The sequence below is a fragment of the Streptomyces sp. NPDC006529 genome (assembly GCF_040611795.1).
Taxonomy (GTDB): Bacteria; Actinomycetota; Actinomycetes; order Streptomycetales; family Streptomycetaceae; genus Streptomyces.
The window spans coordinates 36,603-55,854 of sequence record NZ_JBEXPB010000028.1; the positions used below are offsets into that span (position 1 = coordinate 36,603).

The following is a 19,252-nucleotide window of genomic DNA, read 5'->3' on the forward strand; positions in this document are numbered from 1 at the left end:
AAGATGACTGACCGTAGCTCGGAGCTGGCCGCGAACCTGGAGCGGGTGGAGGAGCGCATCTCCACCGCCTGCGCGGCGGCCGGGCGGGGGCGGGACGAGGTGACGCTCATCGTGGTCACCAAGACGTACCCCGCGAGCGACGTACGACTGCTGGCGGACCTGGGGGTCCGTCATGTGGCGGAGAATCGCGACCAGGACGCCGCCCCCAAGGCCGCGGCCTGTGCGGATCTGCCCCTCACCTGGCACTTCGTCGGTCAGTTGCAGACGAACAAAGTCCGTTCGGTGGCGGGATACGCGCATGTCGTGCAGTCCGTCGACCGGGCCCGGCTGGTGCCGGCGCTCTCGGCGGCCGCGGTGAAGGCCGGACGCGAACTCGGCTGCCTCGTACAGATCGCGCTCGACGCCGAGTCGGGCGAGCGCGGGGAGCGGGGCGGCGCGGCCCCGGACCTGTTGCCGGAACTGGCGGACCTCGTCGCCGGGGCGCCGGGACTGCGGATCGACGGTCTGATGACCGTCGCCCCGCTGGCCGGTCACTACGCGGGACGCGAACAGGCCGCTTTCGAGCGGCTGCTGGAATTGTCATCCCAGCTGCGCGCGGACCATCCTGCTGCCACGATGGTCTCGGCCGGGATGAGCGCCGACCTGGAACAGGCCGTCATGGCCGGGGCGACACATGTACGCGTCGGCACTGCGGTACTCGGCGCGAGGGCCCGGCTCGGGTAACGTCGCGAAGAAAGTCGGACCACAGCAGAAAATATGGTCATTTCCGCTGATGAGCGGACAGACCACGTGGATCGCAGGCAGTTGGTGACTTTGGTGACAAGGCGACACGGCACCCGCGACACCTGCGACAGGGCGATCCACCACAGAGCGGAGGACTCAGAGAATGGCCGGCGCGATGCGCAAGATGGCGGTCTACCTCGGCCTCGTGGAGGACGACCGGTACGACAACCCGGGGTACGACCCCGACGACGAGTTCGAACCCGAGCCGGAACCGGAACGAGTCCGCGACAGGGACCGACGGCAGCAGCCCGTATCGCACCAACCGCCCGTATCGGAAGAACCGGTACGAATCGTCCAGCCCCCGGCGCAGCGCGAACCCATCGCGATCCCGGTAGAAAACGGACGAGCGCCGCGAATCGCCCCCGTGGCATCCATCACACCTGAACGCCCCACCATGGAGAAGAACGCCCCCGTGATCATGCCCAAGGTCGTCTCCGAGCGGGAGCCCTACCGCATCACCACGCTGCACCCCCGGACCTACAACGAGGCCCGTACCATCGGGGAACACTTCCGCGAGGGCACCCCGGTGATCATGAATCTCACGGAGATGGACGACACCGACGCGAAGCGTCTCGTCGACTTCGCGGCCGGTCTCGTGTTCGGTCTGCACGGCAGCATTGAACGCGTGACACAGAAGGTGTTCCTGCTGTCGCCTGCTAACGTCGATGTCACGGCGGAGGACAAGGCCCGCATTGCGGAGGGCGGGTTCTTCAACCAAAGCTAGACCGACGACTCAGACACGGGACCGGAACGAACGGCCCGGCCGGCAGGCCGACCAGTGACAGCAGGGGAGAGGGAAGCGCGGGATGGGCGTGGCTCTGGAGGTTGTCTACATCGCGTTGATGTGCTTCCTCATCGTGCTGATCTTCCGACTGGTCATGGACTACGTCTTCCAGTTCGCACCCTCGTGGGCACCTGGCAAGGCGATGGTGGTCGTTCTGGAGGCCACCTACACTGTCACCGATCCACCGCTCAAGCTTCTTCGGCGGTTCATCCCGCCGTTGCGTCTCGGGGGCGTGGCACTCGACCTGTCCTTCTTCGTTCTGATGATCATCGTTTACATCCTCATCAGTTTCGTGAGCACCGCAGCGAGAAGCGTGTGAACGATACGGTCTTGCCGACTGCCGACGACTACGTAGAGGTGAAGAAGAGATGCCGCTGACCCCCGAGGACGTGCGGAACAAGCAGTTCACGACCGTTCGCCTCCGAGAAGGCTATGACGAGGACGAGGTTGACGCCTTCCTCGACGAGGTCGAAGGCGAACTGACGCGACTGCTCCGCGAGAACGAGGATCTGCGCGCCAAGCTGGCGGCCGCCACGCGTGCCGCCGCGCAGAACCAGCAGCAGCAGGGCATGCGTAAGCCGGAGCCCCAGGACCAGCGAGGCCCGGGCGCCCCGGTGCCCGCCGCCATATCCGGCCCGCCGCAGCAGCAGCAGCCCCAGCAGATGGGTCCGCCCCAGCTGCAGGGCGGCCAGCCGCAGCTGCCCGCCGGCCCCGGTGGCCACGGCCAGCAGGGTCCGGGCCAGATGGGCGGCCCCATGCAGCAGCACCCCATGGCCGGACAGCAGTCCATGGGCGGCCAGAACCAGCTCGGCCAGCCGATGCAGCAGCAGCAGATGCAGCAGCAGATGGGCCAGCAGATGCAGCCCATGCAGCAGCAGCAGATGGGCCAGCAGATGGGGCAGCAGATGCAGCCCATGGGCCAGCAGATGCAGCCGATGCACCAGCAGCAGCAGCCGCAGCTCCCGCAGCAGGGCCCCGGTGGCGACAGCGCCGCCCGCGTCCTGTCCCTGGCGCAGCAGACCGCCGACCAGGCGATCGCGGAGGCCCGTTCCGAGGCCAACAAGATCGTCGGCGAGGCCCGTTCGCGTGCCGAGGGCCTGGAGCGGGACGCCCGTGCCAAGGCCGACGCACTGGAGCGGGACGCGCAGGAGAAGCACCGCGTCGCGATGGGCTCGCTGGAGTCCGCCCGCGCCACGCTGGAGCGCAAGGTCGAGGACCTGCGCGGCTTCGAGCGCGAGTACCGCACGCGTCTGAAGTCCTACCTGGAGAGCCAGCTGCGTCAGCTGGAGACCCAGGCCGACGACTCCCTCGCGCCGCCGCGCACCCCGGCCACCGCCTCGCTGCCGCCGTCGCCGGCGCCGTCGATGGCTCCGGCCGGAGCGATGGGCCACTCCATGGGCGGTCCGTCCCCCATGGGCGGTCCCTCCCCGATGGGCGGCCCGTCTCCGATGGGCGGTCCCTCCTACGGTGGCCAGCAGCAGATGTCTCCCGCGATGACGCAGCCGATGGCTCCGGTGCGGCCGGTTGCGCCGCAGCCGATGCAGCAGGCGCCGTCGCCGATGCGGGGCTTCCTGATCGACGAGGACGACAACTAGGCGCGCCTCACCCGTCGGCAGACGGTCGGGCCGGGCCCCGGGTTCCCTACGGAACTCCGGGGCCCGGCCCGTTTCCGTTCCCCGGTCCGGGCAGGGCGAACCCGGCCCGCCCCGGCGCCGCCGCCCGCCCTGCCTCCGGCGGCGCCTCAAACGCCGGCGGGGCTGGATCTGGTGGCGGTGGTGGATGTGCCTGCGGTGGTGCATTTCAGCCTGCCCGGCGTTTGAGGGCACGCCGGGCATGGCGGTGGCCCGGCCCCCCCGAGGGGGAGCCGGGCCACCGGGGGGCGTCAGGCCTTGCGGAGGTGGAAGGTGAGGGCCAGGGACTCGTCCTCGAAGGCGGAGCCGAAGGTGGCGTCCGCCTCGCCGCGGGCGTAGTCCGTCGCGAGGACCTCGTCGGCGATGAGGGACGCGTGGTCCGTCAGGGCCGTGACGACCTCCGGGTCCGTGGAGGACCACCGCAGGGCGATGCGGTCGGCCACGTCGAGGCCGGAGTTCTTGCGGGCCTCCTGGATCAGCCGGATCGCGTCACGGGCCAGCCCCGCCAGCCGCAGCTCCGGCGTGATCTCCAGGTCCAGCGCGACCGTCGCGCCCGAGTCGGAGGCCACCGACCACCCCTCGCGCGGGGTCTCCGTGATGATGACCTCCTCCGGGGTGAGGGACACCGGGGCGCCGTTCACCTCGACCTCGGCCGTGCCGGAGCGCAGGGCCAGCGACAGCGCCGCCGCGTCGGCCGCGGCCACCGCCTTCGCGACGTCCTGCACGCCCTTGCCGAAACGCTTGCCCAGCGCCCGGAAGTTCGCCTTCGCCGTCGTGTCCACCAGGGACCCGCCGACCTCCGAGAGGGAGGCCAAGGAGGACACGTTCAGCTCCTCCGTGATCTGCGAGTGCAGCTCCGGCGAGAGCGTGTCGAAACCGGCGACGCCGACCAGCGCGCGGGACAGCGGCTGACGGGTCTTGACGCCCGACTCGGCGCGCGTGGCCCGGCCCAGCTCGACCAGGCGCCGTACCAGCACCATCTGCTGCGACAGCGGGACGTCGATCCGCGCGGGGTCCCACTCCGGCCAGCTGGACAGGTGCACCGACTCCGGCGCGTCCGGGGTCACCGGCACGACCATGTCCTGCCACACCCGCTCCGTGATGAAGGGGGTCAGCGGGGCCATCAGCCGCGTGACCGTCTCGATCACGTCGTGCAGGGTGCGCAGCGCGGCCGCGTCGCCCTGCCAGAACCGGCGGCGCGAGCGCCGCACGTACCAGTTGGAGAGGTCGTCGACGAAGGAGGAGAGCAGCTTGCCCGCCCGCTGCGTGTCGTACGCCTCCAGCGCCTCGGTGACCTCGCGGGTCAGCGTGTGCAGCTCGGAGAGCAGCCAGCGGTCCAGCACCGTGCGGTCGGCCGGGGCCGGATCGGCCGCGCTGGGCGCCCAGTTGGACGTGCGGGCGTACAGGGCCTGGAAGGCCACCGTGTTCCAGTACGTCAGGAGCGTCTTGCGCACGACCTCCTGGATCGTGCCGTGGCCGACGCGGCGGGCCGCCCACGGGGAGCCGCCGGCCGCCATGAACCAGCGCACGGCGTCGGCGCCGTGCTGGTCCATGAGCGGGATGGGCTGGAGGATGTTGCCCAGGTGCTTGGACATCTTGCGGCCGTCCTCGGCCAGGATGTGGCCGAGGCAGACGACGTTCTCGTACGAGGACTTGTCGAACACGAGCGTGCCGACGGCCATCAGCGTGTAGAACCACCCGCGCGTCTGGTCGATGGCCTCCGAGATGAACTGCGCCGGGTAGCGCTTCTCGAAGACGTCCTTGTTCTTGTACGGGTAGCCCCACTGCGCGAACGGCATCGACCCCGAGTCGTACCAGGCGTCGATCACCTCGGGCACGCGCACGGCCGTCAGCGCGCAGCCCTCGGCGGTGCAGGGGAAGGTGACGTCGTCGATGTACGGGCGGTGCGGGTCCAGCGACGAGAGGTCCGTCCCGGTCAGCTCGCTCAGCTCCGCGCGCGAACCCACGCAGGTGAGGTGGTTCTCCTCGCAGCGCCAGATGGGCAGCGGGGTGCCCCAGTAGCGGTTGCGGGACAGCGCCCAGTCGATGTTGTTGTTCAGCCAGTCGCCGAAGCGGCCCTGCTTGACCGAGTCCGGGAACCAGTTGGTCTTCTCGTTCTCCCGCAGCATCGCGTCCTTGACGGCGGTGGTGCGGACGTACCAGGACGGCTGCGCGTAGTAGAGGAGCGCGGTGTGGCAGCGCCAGCAGTGCGGGTAGCTGTGCTCGTAGGCGATGTGCCGGAAGAGCAGGCCGCGCGCGTCGAGGTCGGCGGTCAGCCGCTCGTCGGCCTTCTTGAAGAAGACGCCGCCGACCAGCGGGACGTCCTCCTCGAAGGTGCCGTCGGGGCGGACCGGGTTCACGACCGGCAGGCCGTACGCGCGGCAGACCGCGAGGTCGTCGGCGCCGAAGGCGGGGGACTGGTGGACCAGACCGGTGCCGTCCTCGGTCGTGACGTACTCGGCGTTCACGACGTAGTGCGCGGGCTCCGGGAACTCCACCAGCTCGAAGGGGCGCTGGTAGGTCCAGCGCTCCATCTCCTTGCCGGTGAAGGACTCGCCGGTGGTGACCCAGTCCTCACCGAGGGCCTTCTCCAGCAGCGGTTCGGCGACGACGAGCCGCTCCTCGCCGTTGGAGGCGACCACGTAGGTGACCTCGGGGTGCGCGGCCACGGCGGTGTTCGACACCAGGGTCCAGGGAGTGGTCGTCCAGACCAGCAGGGCGGCCTGATCGGCGAGGGGGCCGCTGGTGAGCGGGAAGCGGACGAAGACGGAGGGGTCGACGACCGTCTCGTAGCCCTGGGCCAGCTCGTGGTCCGAGAGACCGGTGCCGCAGCGCGGGCACCAGGGGGCGACCCGGTGGTCCTGGGTCAGCAGGCCCTTGTCGAAGATCTGCTTCAGCGACCACCACACGGACTCGATGTACTCGGGGTCCATCGTCCGGTAGGCGTCGTCGAGGTCGACCCAGTAGCCCATGCGGGTCGTCAGCTCGGCGAAGGCGTCGGTGTGGCGGGTCACCGAGTCACGGCACTTGTCGTTGAACTCGGCGATGCCGTACGCCTCGATGTCCTTCTTGCCGTTGAAGCCGAGTTCCTTCTCGACGGCCAGCTCGACGGGCAGGCCGTGGCAGTCCCAGCCGGCCTTGCGGGCCACGTGGTAGCCGCGCATGGTGCGGAAGCGGGGGAAGACGTCCTTGAAGACGCGGGCCTCGATGTGGTGCGCGCCCGGCATTCCGTTGGCGGTGGGCGGGCCCTCGTAGAAGACCCACTCGGGGCGGCCCTCGGACTGCGCCAGGGTCTTGGCGAAGGTGTCGCTCTCGCGCCAGAAATCCAGGACGGCGTGTTCCAGGGCGGGCAGGTCGACCTGAGCGGGCACCTGGCGGTACTGCGGCGGGTTGGTCATGAGGCGTCTTCCTCCGGCGGCGTGAGATCTCCGTCGGAGGGACGAGAGCAGTGCTCCCGCGGTACCACCCTCCTTGGCCGCCGGACGGATCCGACGACCCCCTCATTGGGGCGCGAGCCGGTTCTACTCACCCGGCGGGCGCCCGGGGGCACCTGCGGACTTTCTTCCGGCGGCTCCGGGGTGATCCTTCGCATCGCGCTCGCCCCCGGGCTCTCACCGTCCCCGGGTCGCTCCTGGCTGCGTCCGACGCTACTCGTCCCCATCCATGCCTTTCGCTGGGCCCAGTGTACGGGCCGGGAGGCGACTCGGCAGACCGGTTTACGGGGGGTGGTGCGGGGGGTCGCCGCGGGGTGCGGCGGGGGCGCGGAAGGGGCGCGGAACCGACCCGAACGGGCTCACGCGCGCGTCCGGGCTCCGGCGTGCCGGTAGGACCGGATTATCGGGCCCGGAGGTGGGCACAACGGATGCAGTCGGCCTCGGCGGACGCGTGCCCCGTTGCCGCGGGGCCGAAGTCGATTTATCGTCCCACCACGATTCGCGTGCAATATCACAATATGTGAAGGGGCCGCGGCCATGGTGGCGAAGAAGACCGCCGCGAAGAAGACGGCGTCAGCGAAACAGGCGTCGGCGGAACCGGTACAGAAGGCCGCGAAGAAGGCCGCGGCCACCCAGGGCACGGCCACGGGCACGGCCGGGAGAACGGTGAACAACGTGGCCGGGAAGAGCGGCCCGGCCAAGAGGACGAGCACGGTGAAGAGCAGTACGGCCAAGACCAGCGACACCAAGACCAGCGACACCAAGACCAGCACGGCCAGGACCAGCACGGCCAAGACGACCGCGAAGCACGCCACGGCCACACCGGCCGCGGAACAGACGGGAGCCCGGACAGTGGTTGCCAAGAAGAGCACGGGCACGGCCAGGAAGACGGCCACGGCTGCGACCAGCGGGCTGCCCAAGACGCGCGCCGCGGCCACCGTGGCCCCCGCGACGGCGGCGGAGCCCGGTGGGCTCGCCGTCCGCCCGGGCGAGGAGCCGTGGACCCCGGAGGAGGCCGCCGAGGCCCGTACGGAGCTGACCGCGGAGGTGGAGCGGCTGCGCGGCGAGCTGACCGCCTCCGAGCAGGCCATCACGGGCCTGATGCGGGACTCCGGGGACGGCGCGGGCGACGACCAGGCCGACACGGGCACCAAGAACATCACCCGCGAATCGGAGATGGCCCTCGCGGCCAACGCCCACGACATGCTGGAGCAGACCGAGCGGGCCCTGGAGCGCCTGGAGGCGGGCACCTACGGGCTCTGCGAGAACTGCGGCAAGGCGATCGGCAAGGCCAGGATGCAGGCGTTCCCGCGGGCCACGCTGTGCGTCGAGTGCAAGCAGAAGCAGGAGCGCCGCCACTAGGGCCGGGACCGCCGTGCGGATCGGGGCGGACCGGGACGCCACGGAAACGGCCGCCTGACGTACTCTCGTGTTCTGTTCAGGGTCTCCGGGAGCCTGACAGCTTCCTGGTCGAGCTAGTTCGAGGGACTCACGTGGCAGAGGCGGAGCGCATCATCGGTACGCCCGAGGTCGGGGACGACGGACCCCTGCCGGAGTCCGAGCGGCCCAGGGGCCACCGCCGGATCGCGGCACTGCTCATCGTGGCGGTGCTCGCGTACCTCCTCGACCTCGGCAGCAAGATGCTGGTGGTGGCGAAGCTGGAGCACCAGCCGCCGATCCGCCTCGTCGGCGACCTGCTCAAGCTCGACGCGATCCGCAATCCGGGGGCCGCCTTCGGTTTCGGCGAGGCCTTCACGATCATCTTCACCTGCATCGCCGCCGGTGTGATCGTGGTGATCGTGCGGCTCGCCCGCAAGCTCTACAGCCTGCCCTGGGCCATCGCCCTCGGCCTGCTGCTGGGCGGTGCGCTCGGCAACCTCACCGACCGGATCTTCCGGTCCCCGGGTGTCTTCCGGGGCGCCGTGGTCGACTTCATCGCGCCCGCGCACTTCGCCGTCTTCAACCTCGCGGACTCGGCGATCGTGTGCGGCGGGATCCTGATCGTGCTGCTCTCCTTCAAGGGTCTGGACCCGGACGGCACCGTCCACAAGGACTGACCGCGCGAAGCCCCGGGCGGGCCCGCCGGGGCCGCCCGGAGCATGATCGCGGATCGGGCGAGCGGTCTTGTCCTGCATACTCGACAGGTGAGTACGATTCCCGAGATCCGAACCCTGCCTGTTCCCGACGGCCTCGAAGGCGAGCGCATCGACGCCGCGATCGCCCGCATGTTCGGGTTCTCCCGGACGAAGGCGGCCGAACTGGCCTCGGCCGGGAAGGTGTCGGTCGACGGCAGTGTCGTCGGGAAGTCCGAGCGCGTGCACGGTGGCGCCTGGCTCGAAGTCGAGATGCCCGCCCCGCCGCGCCCGGTCGAGCTGGTGGCCGAGCCCGTCGAGGGCATGGAGATCGTCCACGACGACGACGACATCGTGGTCGTGATGAAGCCCGTGGGCGTCGCCGCCCACCCCAGCCCCGGCTGGACCGGCACCACCGTGATCGGCGGCCTCGCCGCCGCCGGCTACCGCATCTCCACCTCCGGCGCCTCCGAGCGCCAGGGCGTGGTCCACCGCCTCGACGTCGGCACGTCCGGCCTGATGGCCGTCGCCAAGTCCGAGCGCGCCTACACCTCCCTGAAGCAGCAGTTCCGCGAGCGCGTCGTGGACAAGCGCTACCACGCGCTCGTCCAGGGCCACCCGGACCCGATGAGCGGCACCATCGACGCGCCCATCGGCCGCCACCCCAGCTCGGACTGGAAGTGGGCCGTGACCCAGGAGGGCAAGCCCTCCGTCACCCACTACGACCTGATCGAGGCGTTCCGCGCGGCTTCGCTGCTGGACATCAAGCTGGAGACCGGCCGTACGCACCAGATCCGCGTGCACATGTCGGCGCACCGGCACCCCTGCGTGGGCGACCTCACCTATGGCGCCGACCCGACCATCGCCAAGCGCCTGGGCCTGACCCGGCAGTGGCTGCACGCGGTGCGGCTCGGCTTCGAGCACCCGTCGGACGGCCGGTGGGTCGAGTTCGAGAGCACCTACCCAGCCGACCTCCAGCACGCGCTGGACGTGATCCGCGCCGAGAGCGAGTGACCGGATGACCGCGGGCGCGGCCGCCGGGCCGGTGGCGTACGAGGTCCGGGTCGCGGCGTCGGAGGCCGATGTCGCGGCCTGCTTCGCCGTGCGGACCGAGGTGTTCGTCATCGAGCAGTCGGTGCCGGAATCCATCGAGTACGACGCCTACGACGCGGACGCGGTCCACGTCCTGGCCGTCGGGCCGCAGGGACCGCTCGGCACCGGGCGGCTGCTGCACGGCGCGGCCGCCCTCGGCAAGACGGGCTCCCCGGACGTGGGATCGCTCGGCCGGCTGGCCGTCACCCGGGCCGCCCGCGGCCTCGGCGTCGGGGCCGCGCTGGTCCGGGCCATCGAGGCCGAGGCCGTACGGCTGGGTCTGAGCGCGGTGGACCTCGGCGCGCAGACGCACGCGCTCGGCTTCTACGAGCGGCTCGGGTACACGGCGTACGGCCCGGAGTTCGACGACGCGGGCATGCCGCACCGCGCGATGCGCCGGCCCCTGGGATAACCGGGACCACACCCCCGGCCCGCACGCCTGAGGCATCCGTGCCCGGGGATGGGGCAGGGTGAGGGAGTGGATCAGCTCGCCCTCTTCTTCGTGCTCCTGCTCGGCGCGGTCGTCACCGTCCCGCTCGGCGACCGGCTCCGGCTGCCCGCGCCGGTGCTGATGACCATCGGCGGGGTGGTCCTGGCCCTCGTCCCGGTGGTCCCGAACGTCGACATCCCGCCCGAGTACATCCTGCCGCTCGTCCTGCCGCCGCTGCTCTACGCCTCGGTGCAGCGGACCTCCTGGCGGCAGTTCGCGGCCAACATCCGGCCCATCTTCCTGCTCGCGGTGGCGCTCGTCTTCGTGACCACCGCCGCCGTGGCCGCCGTCGCGCACGCGGTGGTCCCCGGGCTGCCGATCGCGGCGGCCGTCGCGCTCGGCGCGCTGGTGGCCCCGCCCGACCCGGTCGCGGCGACCGCGGTCGCCGGAGCGCTGGGGCTGCCCCGGCGGATGGTGTCGATCCTGGAGGGCGAGGGGCTCTTCAACGACGTGACCGCCATCGTGCTCTACCACGTGGCGGTCGGCGCGGCCGTCGGCGGCAGCTTCTCCTGGCCCGGCGCGCTGGGCGAGTTCGTGCTGTCCGCCGTCGTCGCGCTGGCCGTCGGCCTGGCCCTCGGCTGGGCCGCCAACCGGCTCATGGGCCGACTCGGCGACGCCACGCTGCAGATCGGGCTGACCCTGCTGGTGCCCTTCGTCGCCTACGTGCTCGCCGAGGAGTTCGGGGGGTCGGGCGTGCTGGCCGTGCTGACCACCGCGCTGTTCCTGGCCGAGTACGCCACGGACGCGGACGACGTGCTCGGGCGGCTGGCCGGGCACACCTTCTGGGAAGTCGTCGACATGCTGGTCACCGGCGTCGCCTTCGGACTGATCGGGCTGGAGCTGCACCACGTCTTCGGCACGGCGAGCGGCCGCGAGTGGGCCATGGCCGGGTGGGCGGCGGCCGTCGTCGCGGTCGTGGTCGGGGTCCGGCTGCTCTGGCTGATGCCCGCGTCCTGGCTGGCGCAGAAGCTGCACGACCGGCGCGACGTCGACGAGGAGATCCCGCTGACCTGGCGGGAGAGCGTGGTCATGTGGTGGGCCGGGATGCGCGGGGTGGCCTCGGTCGCGCTGGCCCTCGCCCTCCCGTACCGGACGGACGACGGGGAGCCCTTCCCGGTCCGCGACGAGATCGTCTTCATCGCCTTCGCCGTGATCATGGTCACACTGCTGATCCAGGGGCTCACCCTGCCCTGGCTGGTGCGCCGCCTGGGGGTGGAGGCGGACGAGGACGCGGAGCGGGACGTCGAGCGCGCGCTCGCGATCCGCGCCGCGCGGGCCGCCAAGCGGCGGCTCAAGGAGATCGAGGAGGTGGAGCAGCTCCCGGACGACCTGGTCGAGCAGCTGCACCGGCGGGCCTACGACGTCGGCGCCAGGATCAGCCCCGACATGGTCGACGACGAGCGGCGCGAGGCGTACGCGAAGCGGGTGGAGCGGATCCGGGACGTCCAGCGCATCCAGCGGGAGATGATGTCCGCCGCCCGCCACGAGGTGCTCGCGGCGCGCAGCGAACCCGGCGCCGATCCGGAGATCGTCGACCGGGTCCTGCGCCACCTGGACGTCCGCAGCCTGCGCAATCCGTAGGCCGGTCTGCCAGGCCCCCGAGCCCCTGCGGCTACACCTGGTAGCGGTCCGGGGCGAACAGGTCCAGGTGGCCCGCGATCCACTCCGAGGTCAGGGCCAGCCCCTCGGTGAGGGAGACCCGCGGCCGCCAGCCCGCCCACTCGCGGGCCCGGGAGTTGTCCGACAGCAGCCGCTGCACCTCGCTGCCCGACGGGCGCAGCCGCGCGGGGTCGGCCACGACCTCCGCGTCCCGGCCCGAGGCGGTGATCAGCGCGGCGGCCAGGTCCCCGATGGAGATCTCCTGCCCGGAGCCGAGGTTGACCACCTCGCCCAGGGCCCGGTCGCACCCGGCGAGCGCCAGGAACCCCTCGGCCGTGTCCGTGACGTAGGTGAAGTCCCGGGTCGGGGTCAGCGAGCCGAGGCGGATCTCCCGGGCGCCGGAGTGCAGTTGGGCGAGGATCGCCGGGATCACGGCCCGCGCCGACTGCCGGGCGCCGTAGGTGTTGAAGGGCCGCACCACCGTCACCGGCAGCCCGAAGGCGTGGTGGAAGGAGAGCGCCATCATGTCGGCGCCGATCTTGGACGCGGAGTACGGGGACTGCGGCTGGAGCGGGTGGGCCTCGGAGATCGGCGCCGTCAGGGCGGTGCCGTACACCTCGCTGGTCGAAGTGTGCACCAGGCGCCGCACCGCGTGGCGCCGGCAGGCCTCGGCGACGTTCTCGGTGCCGGTCACGTTCGTCTGCACGTAGGCCCCGGGGGAGACGTAGCTGTACGGGATCCCGATCAGCGCGGCCAGGTGGAAGACGGTGTCGCACCCGGCCACCGCGTCGCTCACCCGGCCCGCGTCCCGCACGTCGCCCGCCCACATCTCCACCGGGCCGCCCGGGTCGGCGAGGTAGCGCGCGAGGTGGCCCTTGTCCGCGTAGGGCTTGTAGTGCACGAAGGCCCGCACCCGGGCGCCCCGCGCCACCAGCAGGTCGACCAGGGTGGAGCCGATGAACCCCTCCGCCCCGGTGACCAGGACGGTGCGCCCGCTCCAGTCGGCGGCGGGGGCGGGGCGTGCGGCGCCGGGGTGTGCTGCGGTGCTCATGCGTGCTGCTCCAGGGAGGTGTAGAGGAAGGGGGAGGGGATCGGCAGGGGGTGGCCGGCGACCCGCAGGACCTCGGCGGCCAGGAGTTCGGCGGCCCGCGCGTGCGGGCCCGGCTCCGCGGCGCCGGTCATGGCGGCCAGCCGGGCCGGATCGGCCAGCAGCGGCCCCACCAGCTCGGCGAGCCGGGCGGCGGTGGTCTCGCCGTCGGCCAGCAGCAGGCCCGCGCCCGCCTCCGACAGCACCCGGGCGTTGTGCGTCTGGTGGTCGCCGGGCGCGTGCGGGTAGGGCACCAGCACGGCCGGGACCCCCGTCGCGGCCAGTTCCGCGACGGTCGCCGAACCCGCCCGGCACACCACCAGGTCCGCCGCCGCGTACACCAGGTCCATCCGGTCCAGGTAGGACACGGCCCGCGCGATCCGGTGGCCGCCGTTCGCCGCCAGCTCCCCGGCCGCCGCGTCCAGCGCCCCCGGCCCGGTCTTGACCAGCAGCTGCACGTCGTCCCGCTCGCGCCACAGCCCCGCCAGGGCGGTCGCCGCCCCGGTCAGCCGTACGGCACCCAGGCTGCCCCCGTTGAACACGACGAGCCGCCGACCGGCGGGCACCCGCAGGGCCCGCCGGGCCTCGTGGCGCAGCGCCTCGCGCGCCGGGCGGTCCAGCCGCGCGAGCCCGGCCAGCGCCGCGGAGATCGGCATTCCGGTGGTGAGCGCGTGCGCCCCGCCCGCCAGGTGGGCGCGGCTGCGGTCGAAGGCGACCGCGATGTGCGGGGTGAGCCGGGCCGCGAAGCGGTTGGCCCGGCCGGGCACCGCGTTGGACTCGTGGATCACGGCGGGCAGCCCGGCCATCCGCGCCCCCAGGACGGCGGGCGCGCTCGGGTAGCCGCCCATGCCGACGGCGACCTGCGCGCCCTGGGCGCGGATGACGGTGTGGGCCTGGCCCGCCGAGCGCAGCAGGGCCGCGGGCAGCAGGTAGCGCTTCGCGCCGAGCGCGGGATCGAAGGGGATCATGTCGACGGTGTGCAGCCGGTAGCCCGCGCCGGGGATCAGCCCGGTCTCCAGGCCGCGTTCGGTCCCGATGAACGAGATGACCGCCCCGGGGACGGCGGCGCGCAGCGCGTCGGCGAGCGCGAGCCCCGGATAGATGTGGCCGCCGGTGCCGCCCGCACCGATCACGACGGAGAGTGGTGTGGTCATGGCCGCACACTCCCGGTGCGCCCTAAGAAGGTTCTAAGAGGTTCGCCGGGCCGCCTTTGGCACTCTGTGTCCCATGAGCAGTCAGCCGAGCGGTGGCCGTGGTCAGCGGATCCTGGTGGTCGACGACGAGCCGGAGGTGCGGGCCGCCGTCCAGGACGGACTCGCGGTCGAGGGGTACGAGGTGCGCGGGGCCGCCGACGGGCTGGCCGCGCTGACCGAGGTCGGGAGCTGGCAGCCGGACGCGCTGGTGCTGGACGTGATGATGCCGGTGCTCGACGGGCTCGGGGTGTGCCGTCAGCTGCGGGCGCTGGGCGACCGGACGCCCGTACTCGTCCTCACCGCGCTCGGCTCGGTCAGCGAGCGGGTCGACGGGCTGGAGGCGGGGGCGGACGACTACCTCGTCAAACCCTTCGCCCTGGACGAGCTGGTGGCCCGGGTCCGGGCGCTGCTGCGGCGGGCCGCGCCGGAGCCGGACGGCGGGCCCGCCGAACTCGGCTTCGCCGACCTCGTCCTCGACCCGGCGACCCGGACCGGGCGCCGGGGCGGCCGGAACCTGGAATTCAGCCGGACCGAGGCCGCCCTGCTCGAACTGCTGCTGCGCCATCCCGGGCAGGTGCTCCCGCGCGAGCTGATCCTGGAGCTGGTGTGGGGGCGCGACTTCGGCCCGGACTCCAACTCGCTGGCCGTGTACGTCGGCTACCTGCGCCGCAAGCTGGAGGCCGCGGGCGAGCCACGCCTCGTCCACACCGTGCACGGGGTCGGCTACCGGCTGGACGCGGCGTGAGCGGGCAGCGCGCCGGGCACGGGCATGGGGGCGGGGGTGGTGGCGGTGGCGGGCCGCGCGGTGCGGGGCTCCGCGGGCGCGGCCGCCGCGGGCTCGGCGCGCCCTGGCGGCGGCGCCGGCCGCTGCGCACCCGCCTCGCGCTCGCCGTCACCGCAGCCGTGGCCTTCGTCGCGCTCGGGGTCTGCGTGGCCGCGTTCCTCGTCGTGCGGTCCGCGCTCTACGAGCAGCTCGACAGCAGCCTCACCCAGTCCGCCCGGCTCGCCGCGCAGCGCGGCGCGGGGGCCGGGCCCGGGACGCTGGCCGGGGAGTGCCGCTTCCGGGCGGCCCCCGCCTGCGCGGAGGTGGTGCCGCGGGATCCCGGGCGGGACCCGGCCAAGGGGTTCCTGCTGCCGGTCGACGAGCGGACCCGGGAGGTCGCCGCGGGCGAGCGCCGGCCCTTCTACACGGACATCGAGGTGTCCGGCTTCCCCGCCCGGATGCTGACCACCGACTTCGCGGACGGGCGGGCGCTCCAGGTCGCGCTGCGCGCCGACTCCGTCGAGGCGGGGATCACGGAGGCCGCCTGGCAGCTGGTCCTGACCGGCGCGGCCGGGGTGCTGCTCGCCGCCTGGCTCGGGTACTGGGTCTCGCGCACCGGGCTGGCGCCGGTCACCCGGCTCACCGCCACGGCCGAGCGGATCGCCGCGACCCGCGACCCCCGGCACCGGATCGAACTGCCCCCGCCGGGGCGGGAGGACGAGATCACCCGGCTCGCGGACAGCTTCAACACGATGCTGGGCGAGCTGGAGCAGTCCGTCACCGCCCAGCGCAGGCTCGTCGCCGACGCCTCGCACGAACTGCGCACCCCGCTGACCGCGCTGCGGACCAACGCCGAACTCCTGGCGCGCGCCGACCGGTTGACCCCGGAGCAGCGGGCGCGGGCGAGCGGGGCGCTGGGCCGCCAGCTGCGGGAGGTGACCGGGCTGGTCAACGACCTGATCGAGCTGGCCCGGGACGAGGAGCCGCAGCCGCTGGTGGAACGGGTGCGGCTGGCCGCGCTGCTGGAACACGGGGTGGCGGCGGCCCGTACGCACTGGCCGGCCGTGCCGTTCGCCCTCCGGGTGGCCGAGGAGCTCCGCACGGCCGGGGAAGAGGCCGGGGGCACGGTCCCCGGCGTGCCGGCCCGGCTCAGCCGGCTGCTGGCCAACCTGCTCGACAACGCCGCGAAGTTCAGCCCTCCCGGGCTCCCGGTGGAGGTCGAACTGACCGCGTCCGGCGGCCGTCCGCAGCTGACGGTCCGGGACCACGGCCCGGGCATTGCGGACGAGGACCTCCCGTACGTCTTCGACCGCTTCTACCGCGCGAACGCCTCCCGCGCCCTGCCCGGCTCGGGCCTCGGCCTGGCCATGGCCCGCCAGATCGCCCGCGCGCACGGGGCGGAACTGACGGCGGAGCGGGCGCCGGGGGGCGGGGCGCTGTTCCGGCTCGGCTTCGGCGGGGGCGGCGCCGTGTAGGTCGGGGCGGGCTCGACGGACGGAGTCCGGCGCAGCGGCGCGATGCCGGTGAGGCCCCCCGGGGCCGAGGAGTGCGAGGGGCGCGTCAGGAGAGGGGTCCGGGCGGGGCCTCGACGGCGGGTGAGGTCGCGATGCGGGGGAGGGCGTAGGGGTGTTCCGCGGCCAGCCAGGCGATCAGCCGCTCGCGGACCGCGCACCGCAGGGTCCAGATGTCGTCCGCGTCCTTCGCGGTGACCACGGCCCGCACCTGGATGGTGTGCGGGGTGGTGTCGGTGACGACCAGGCCGCTGGAGCGGCCGTCCCACTCGGGGTGCTCCTTGAGGATGTCCTGGAGCTTCTCCCGCATCAGGGCGACCGGAGCCCGGTGGTCCAGGTGCAGGAAGACCGTCCCGGTCATCTCCGCGCCGCCGCGCGACCAGTTCTCGTACGGCTTCCCGGTGAAGTACGACACCGGCATCGTGATCCGCCGCTCGTCCCAGGTCCGCACGACGAGGAAGGTCAGGGTGATCTCCTCGACCTTCCCCCACTCCTTGTCCACGACGACCGTGTCCCCGATCCGGACGGTGTCGCCGAAGGCGATCTGGAGTCCGGCGAAGAGGTTCCCCAGCGTGGACTGGGCGGCGATGCCGGCCACGATGCCGACGACGCCGGCCGAGGCCAGCATCGAGGCGCCCACCGTCCGCATCGTGGGGAAGGTCAGCAGCATCGCGGCGACCGCCAGCACCACGACCATCGCGGTGACGGCCCGCTGGATGAGCGTGATCTGCGTACGGACGCGGCGCACCCGGGCCTGGTCGGTGGCCCCGGCGGCGTAGCGGAAGTACACCGATTCGACGGCCGCGGTCGCGATCCGCACCAGCAGCCAGGCCGCCGCCGCGATCAGGACCAGGTCCAGGGTGCGGCCGACGGGCACCCGGTAGATCCCCAGCGTCCCGGCCTGCAGGTACGAGGCCCGGAGCAGGGCGGCCCACAGCAGCAGCAGGAACGGGGGGCGGCAGCGGCGCAGCAGACCCCACAGCGGGGTCTCGCGGTGCCGGGCGTCGGCGCGGCGCAGCAGCAGGTCGAGCAGCCACCCGGCGAACAGGGTGAGTACGACCGAGCCGCCGATCACGATCAGCGGGCGCAGTACGGTCTCCATGCCCAGACCGTAGCGGAGCCGGTCGGGCTCCCGTGGGCGGGAGTCCGCCGAGCTGGCACGATTGACCCATGAACATCATGCTTTTCCACTCGACGTACGGTCTGCGGCCCGCGGTGCTCGCCGCGGCCGAGCGGCTGCGGGCCGCGGGGCACGAGGTGCAGGTCCCCGACCTCTTCGAGGGGCGTACGTTCGGGACGGTCGAGGAGGGCATGGCCCACCAGGAGGAGATCGGCCGCGACGAGCTGCTCCGGCGCGCGGTCCTGGCGGCGGCTCCCCACTCGGACGGCGGTCTGGTCTACGCCGGTTTCTCCTTCGGCGGCTCGGTGGCCCAGCACCTCGCCTTCGCCGACGCCAAGGCGCGCGGGCTGCTGCTCCTGCACGGCACCTCCGACATCGCCGACGACGCGGCGGTCGACGACCTGCCGGTCCAGCTGCACATCGCGGACCCGGACCCCTTCGAGCCGCACGACTGGCTGACCGCCTGGTACCTGCGGATGCGGCGCGCGGGCGCGGACGTGGAGGTCCACCGCTACCCGGGCGCGGGTCACCTCTACACGGACCCGGAGCTCCCGGACTACGACGAGGAGGCGGCCGAGCAGACCTGGAAGGTGGCTCTGGCCTTCCTCGACGGCCTGTAGGAGGACCGGCGGGCCCGCACGGGCCGGATACGGCGAGGGGCACGGCCCGGCGGATGCCGGACCGTGCCCCTTTCGGCGCCGGAGGACTAGGCGCGGTAGGCGGTCCACATGCTCTTCATGCGGGCCACCTGGCCCGAGGTGAACTGGTACATGCACGAGTCGTACGTGTAGTCCATGAAGTTGTGGATCGGGTCCGCGCCGCTGGCGGTGCAGGTGTCGCGCCCGGTCGGGCACTCGAAGGCCGCGCTCGACTCGGCCGGGGTGTCGGTGACCGAGTCACCGCTGCCCGAGCAGCCGCCCTGGAAGGTGTGGTAGAGGCCCAGCCAGTGGCCGACCTCGTGGGTGGCGGTGTCGCCCTGGTTGTAGTTGGTGGCGGAGCCGCCGGGGATGGAGCTGTTGAGGATGACCACGCCGTCCATCTTGGGCTGCGAGTTGTACGAGCTGGGGAAGGTGGCCCAGCCGAGCAGCCCGCCGCCGAGGTTGGCGGTGTAGAGGTTCAGCGCGTTCTTGCCGCCCTTGCGCAGGGCGTTCTTCATGTTCTTCTCGGCCGTGGTGCCGTCGGAGACGGTGTACCAGGTCGCGTTGTTCGTGGTGTCGGTGCCGGCGAGCGCGAACTGGAAGCCGGAGTTGACGTTGCCGGTGCCCTGGCCCGCGTAGGCGGCGTTCAGGACGGCGATCTGGCTGTTGATCTGCGCGGACGTCAGCTGGCCGGCGGTGCCGTTGGTGATCACGTGGACGTAGACCGGGATGGTCGTCGTCGCGGCGACGGCGTCGGCGCGCAGGCCGTCGAGCTGCTGCGCCCTGGCGGTGGCGGCCGCCAGGCCGAGCTTCGACTTGAGGTCCGCGTCCATGGCCTTGACCTGGGCGTCGGTCAGCTCGTTGGAGTCGGAGGCGTGCTGCGTGTGGGGGCGCGCGACACGGGCGTTGGCGGCGGCGCCGGTCCCGGCGCCCTGGTCGGCGCAGACCTCGGCGGGGGTCTTGACGGCGGAGGCGGCGGCGACCGAGGTGGGGGAGGTCAGCGGCGCCAGGGCAAGGGTTCCGGCGAGGACGGCCGTTCCCATGAGGCGGCGGCG

The 19,252-nt window shown here is 72.6% G+C and carries 17 protein-coding genes; 12 read left to right on the plus strand and 5 right to left on the minus strand.

Annotated elements, in window-relative coordinates:
- Positions 1-3: 3 nt before the first annotated feature.
- The 4 genes from ABZY31_RS20075 (at position 4) to ABZY31_RS20090 (ending at position 3,162) form a co-directional block, all read left to right on the plus strand.
- A complete protein-coding gene (locus ABZY31_RS20075; protein WP_356412212.1) occupies positions 4-723 on the plus strand; it encodes a YggS family pyridoxal phosphate-dependent enzyme in 720 nt (239 codons plus the stop codon).
- Positions 724-886: 163 nt separating this feature from the next.
- Positions 887-1,507, plus strand: a complete 621-nt coding sequence (gene sepF / locus ABZY31_RS20080; protein ID WP_356412214.1) for a cell division protein SepF — start codon at positions 887-889, stop codon at positions 1,505-1,507.
- Between the two features lie 82 nt (positions 1,508-1,589).
- On the plus strand, positions 1,590-1,886 hold the full coding sequence (locus ABZY31_RS20085) for a YggT family protein (RefSeq protein WP_351038871.1): 297 nt from the start codon (positions 1,590-1,592) through the stop codon (positions 1,884-1,886).
- A 49-nt stretch (positions 1,887-1,935) separates the two neighbouring features.
- Positions 1,936-3,162: a DivIVA domain-containing protein gene (locus ABZY31_RS20090; RefSeq protein ID WP_356412216.1), complete on the plus strand. Its 1,227-nt coding sequence runs from the start codon at positions 1,936-1,938 to the stop codon at positions 3,160-3,162.
- 287 nt (positions 3,163-3,449) lie between these two features.
- On the opposite strand, the gene ileS is transcribed toward ABZY31_RS20090, so the two are convergent.
- The gene (gene ileS, locus ABZY31_RS20095) at positions 3,450-6,596 is read right to left on the minus strand and encodes an isoleucine--tRNA ligase (protein WP_356412218.1); all 3,147 of its coding nucleotides are present in this window, start codon (positions 6,594-6,596) and stop codon (positions 3,450-3,452) included.
- Between the two features lie 573 nt (positions 6,597-7,169).
- Here ileS and ABZY31_RS20100 point away from each other — a divergent pair.
- The 5 genes from ABZY31_RS20100 to ABZY31_RS20120 all read left to right on the plus strand — a co-directional run bounded on the left by ABZY31_RS20100 (position 7,170) and on the right by ABZY31_RS20120 (position 11,867).
- Complete coding sequence (locus ABZY31_RS20100; protein ID WP_356412219.1) at positions 7,170-7,994, plus strand: TraR/DksA C4-type zinc finger protein; 825 nt, start codon at positions 7,170-7,172, stop codon at positions 7,992-7,994.
- 131 nt (positions 7,995-8,125) lie between these two features.
- Positions 8,126-8,689 (plus strand): signal peptidase II, encoded by a 564-nt coding sequence (gene lspA / locus ABZY31_RS20105; RefSeq protein WP_356412221.1) that lies wholly within the window; start codon positions 8,126-8,128, stop codon positions 8,687-8,689.
- Between the two features lie 87 nt (positions 8,690-8,776).
- Entirely contained in the window at positions 8,777-9,718 is a 942-nt protein-coding gene (locus tag ABZY31_RS20110; RefSeq protein WP_351038861.1) for an RluA family pseudouridine synthase, read from the plus strand.
- Between the two features lie 4 nt (positions 9,719-9,722).
- A complete protein-coding gene (locus tag ABZY31_RS20115; RefSeq protein ID WP_356412222.1) occupies positions 9,723-10,208 on the plus strand; it encodes a GNAT family N-acetyltransferase in 486 nt (161 codons plus the stop codon).
- Positions 10,209-10,274: 66 nt separating this feature from the next.
- A complete protein-coding gene (locus ABZY31_RS20120) occupies positions 10,275-11,867 on the plus strand; it encodes a Na+/H+ antiporter (RefSeq protein WP_356412224.1) in 1,593 nt (530 codons plus the stop codon).
- A 31-nt stretch (positions 11,868-11,898) separates the two neighbouring features.
- On the opposite strand, the gene ABZY31_RS20125 is transcribed toward ABZY31_RS20120, so the two are convergent.
- Together ABZY31_RS20125 and ABZY31_RS20130 are read right to left on the minus strand one after the other, a co-directional pair.
- Complete coding sequence (locus tag ABZY31_RS20125; protein WP_356412226.1) at positions 11,899-12,936, minus strand: SDR family NAD(P)-dependent oxidoreductase; 1,038 nt, start codon at positions 12,934-12,936, stop codon at positions 11,899-11,901.
- Positions 12,933-14,126, minus strand: a complete 1,194-nt coding sequence (locus ABZY31_RS20130) for a UDP-N-acetylglucosamine--N-acetylmuramyl-(pentapeptide) pyrophosphoryl-undecaprenol N-acetylglucosamine transferase (protein WP_356412228.1) — start codon at positions 14,124-14,126, stop codon at positions 12,933-12,935. The genes ABZY31_RS20125 and ABZY31_RS20130 overlap by 4 nt, the downstream gene beginning before the upstream one ends.
- A 73-nt stretch (positions 14,127-14,199) precedes the next feature.
- On the opposite strand from ABZY31_RS20130, the gene ABZY31_RS20135 reads away from it, so the two are divergent.
- Both ABZY31_RS20135 and ABZY31_RS20140 read left to right on the plus strand, forming a co-directional pair.
- Complete coding sequence (locus ABZY31_RS20135; RefSeq protein ID WP_356412230.1) at positions 14,200-14,910, plus strand: response regulator transcription factor; 711 nt, start codon at positions 14,200-14,202, stop codon at positions 14,908-14,910.
- Positions 14,911-15,032: 122 nt separating this feature from the next.
- Positions 15,033-16,403 (plus strand): HAMP domain-containing sensor histidine kinase, encoded by a 1,371-nt coding sequence (locus ABZY31_RS20140; RefSeq protein ID WP_356412295.1) that lies wholly within the window; start codon positions 15,033-15,035, stop codon positions 16,401-16,403.
- A gap of 85 nt (positions 16,404-16,488) precedes the next feature.
- Here ABZY31_RS20140 and ABZY31_RS20145 read toward each other — a convergent pair whose 3' ends face one another.
- Positions 16,489-17,541 (minus strand): mechanosensitive ion channel domain-containing protein, encoded by a 1,053-nt coding sequence (locus ABZY31_RS20145; RefSeq protein ID WP_356412232.1) that lies wholly within the window; start codon positions 17,539-17,541, stop codon positions 16,489-16,491.
- 68 nt (positions 17,542-17,609) lie between these two features.
- On the opposite strand from ABZY31_RS20145, the gene ABZY31_RS20150 reads away from it, so the two are divergent.
- Positions 17,610-18,179, plus strand: coding sequence for a dienelactone hydrolase family protein (locus ABZY31_RS20150; RefSeq protein WP_356412234.1), 570 nt, complete (start codon positions 17,610-17,612; stop codon positions 18,177-18,179).
- 86 nt (positions 18,180-18,265) lie between these two features.
- On the opposite strand, the gene ABZY31_RS20155 is transcribed toward ABZY31_RS20150, so the two are convergent.
- Positions 18,266-19,240, minus strand: coding sequence for a zinc metalloprotease (locus ABZY31_RS20155; protein ID WP_356412297.1), 975 nt, complete (start codon positions 19,238-19,240; stop codon positions 18,266-18,268).
- Between the last annotated feature and the right edge of the window lie 12 nt (positions 19,241-19,252).

Excerpts from the sequence above, each read along its gene's own strand:
- ABZY31_RS20155 (WP_356412297.1), bottom strand. The coding sequence starts at position 19,240 with ATGGGAACGGCCGTCCTCGCCGGAACCCTTGCCCTGGCGCCGCTGACC.
- ABZY31_RS20150 (WP_356412234.1), top strand. The coding sequence starts at position 17,610 with ATGAACATCATGCTTTTCCACTCGACGTACGGTCTGCGGCCCGCGGTG.
- ABZY31_RS20125 (WP_356412226.1), bottom strand. The coding sequence starts at position 12,936 with ATGAGCACCGCAGCACACCCCGGCGCCGCACGCCCCGCCCCCGCCGCC.
- ABZY31_RS20100 (WP_356412219.1), top strand. The coding sequence starts at position 7,170 with ATGGTGGCGAAGAAGACCGCCGCGAAGAAGACGGCGTCAGCGAAACAG.
- ABZY31_RS20145 (WP_356412232.1), bottom strand. The coding sequence starts at position 17,541 with ATGGAGACCGTACTGCGCCCGCTGATCGTGATCGGCGGCTCGGTCGTA.
- sepF (WP_356412214.1), top strand. The coding sequence starts at position 887 with ATGGCCGGCGCGATGCGCAAGATGGCGGTCTACCTCGGCCTCGTGGAG.
- ileS (WP_356412218.1), bottom strand. The coding sequence starts at position 6,596 with ATGACCAACCCGCCGCAGTACCGCCAGGTGCCCGCTCAGGTCGACCTG.
- ABZY31_RS20115 (WP_356412222.1), top strand. The coding sequence starts at position 9,723 with ATGACCGCGGGCGCGGCCGCCGGGCCGGTGGCGTACGAGGTCCGGGTC.
- ABZY31_RS20085 (WP_351038871.1), top strand. The coding sequence starts at position 1,590 with ATGGGCGTGGCTCTGGAGGTTGTCTACATCGCGTTGATGTGCTTCCTC.
- ABZY31_RS20075 (WP_356412212.1), top strand. The coding sequence starts at position 4 with ATGACTGACCGTAGCTCGGAGCTGGCCGCGAACCTGGAGCGGGTGGAG.
- ABZY31_RS20130 (WP_356412228.1), bottom strand. The coding sequence starts at position 14,126 with ATGACCACACCACTCTCCGTCGTGATCGGTGCGGGCGGCACCGGCGGC.
- ABZY31_RS20135 (WP_356412230.1), top strand. The coding sequence starts at position 14,200 with ATGAGCAGTCAGCCGAGCGGTGGCCGTGGTCAGCGGATCCTGGTGGTC.
- ABZY31_RS20090 (WP_356412216.1), top strand. The coding sequence starts at position 1,936 with ATGCCGCTGACCCCCGAGGACGTGCGGAACAAGCAGTTCACGACCGTT.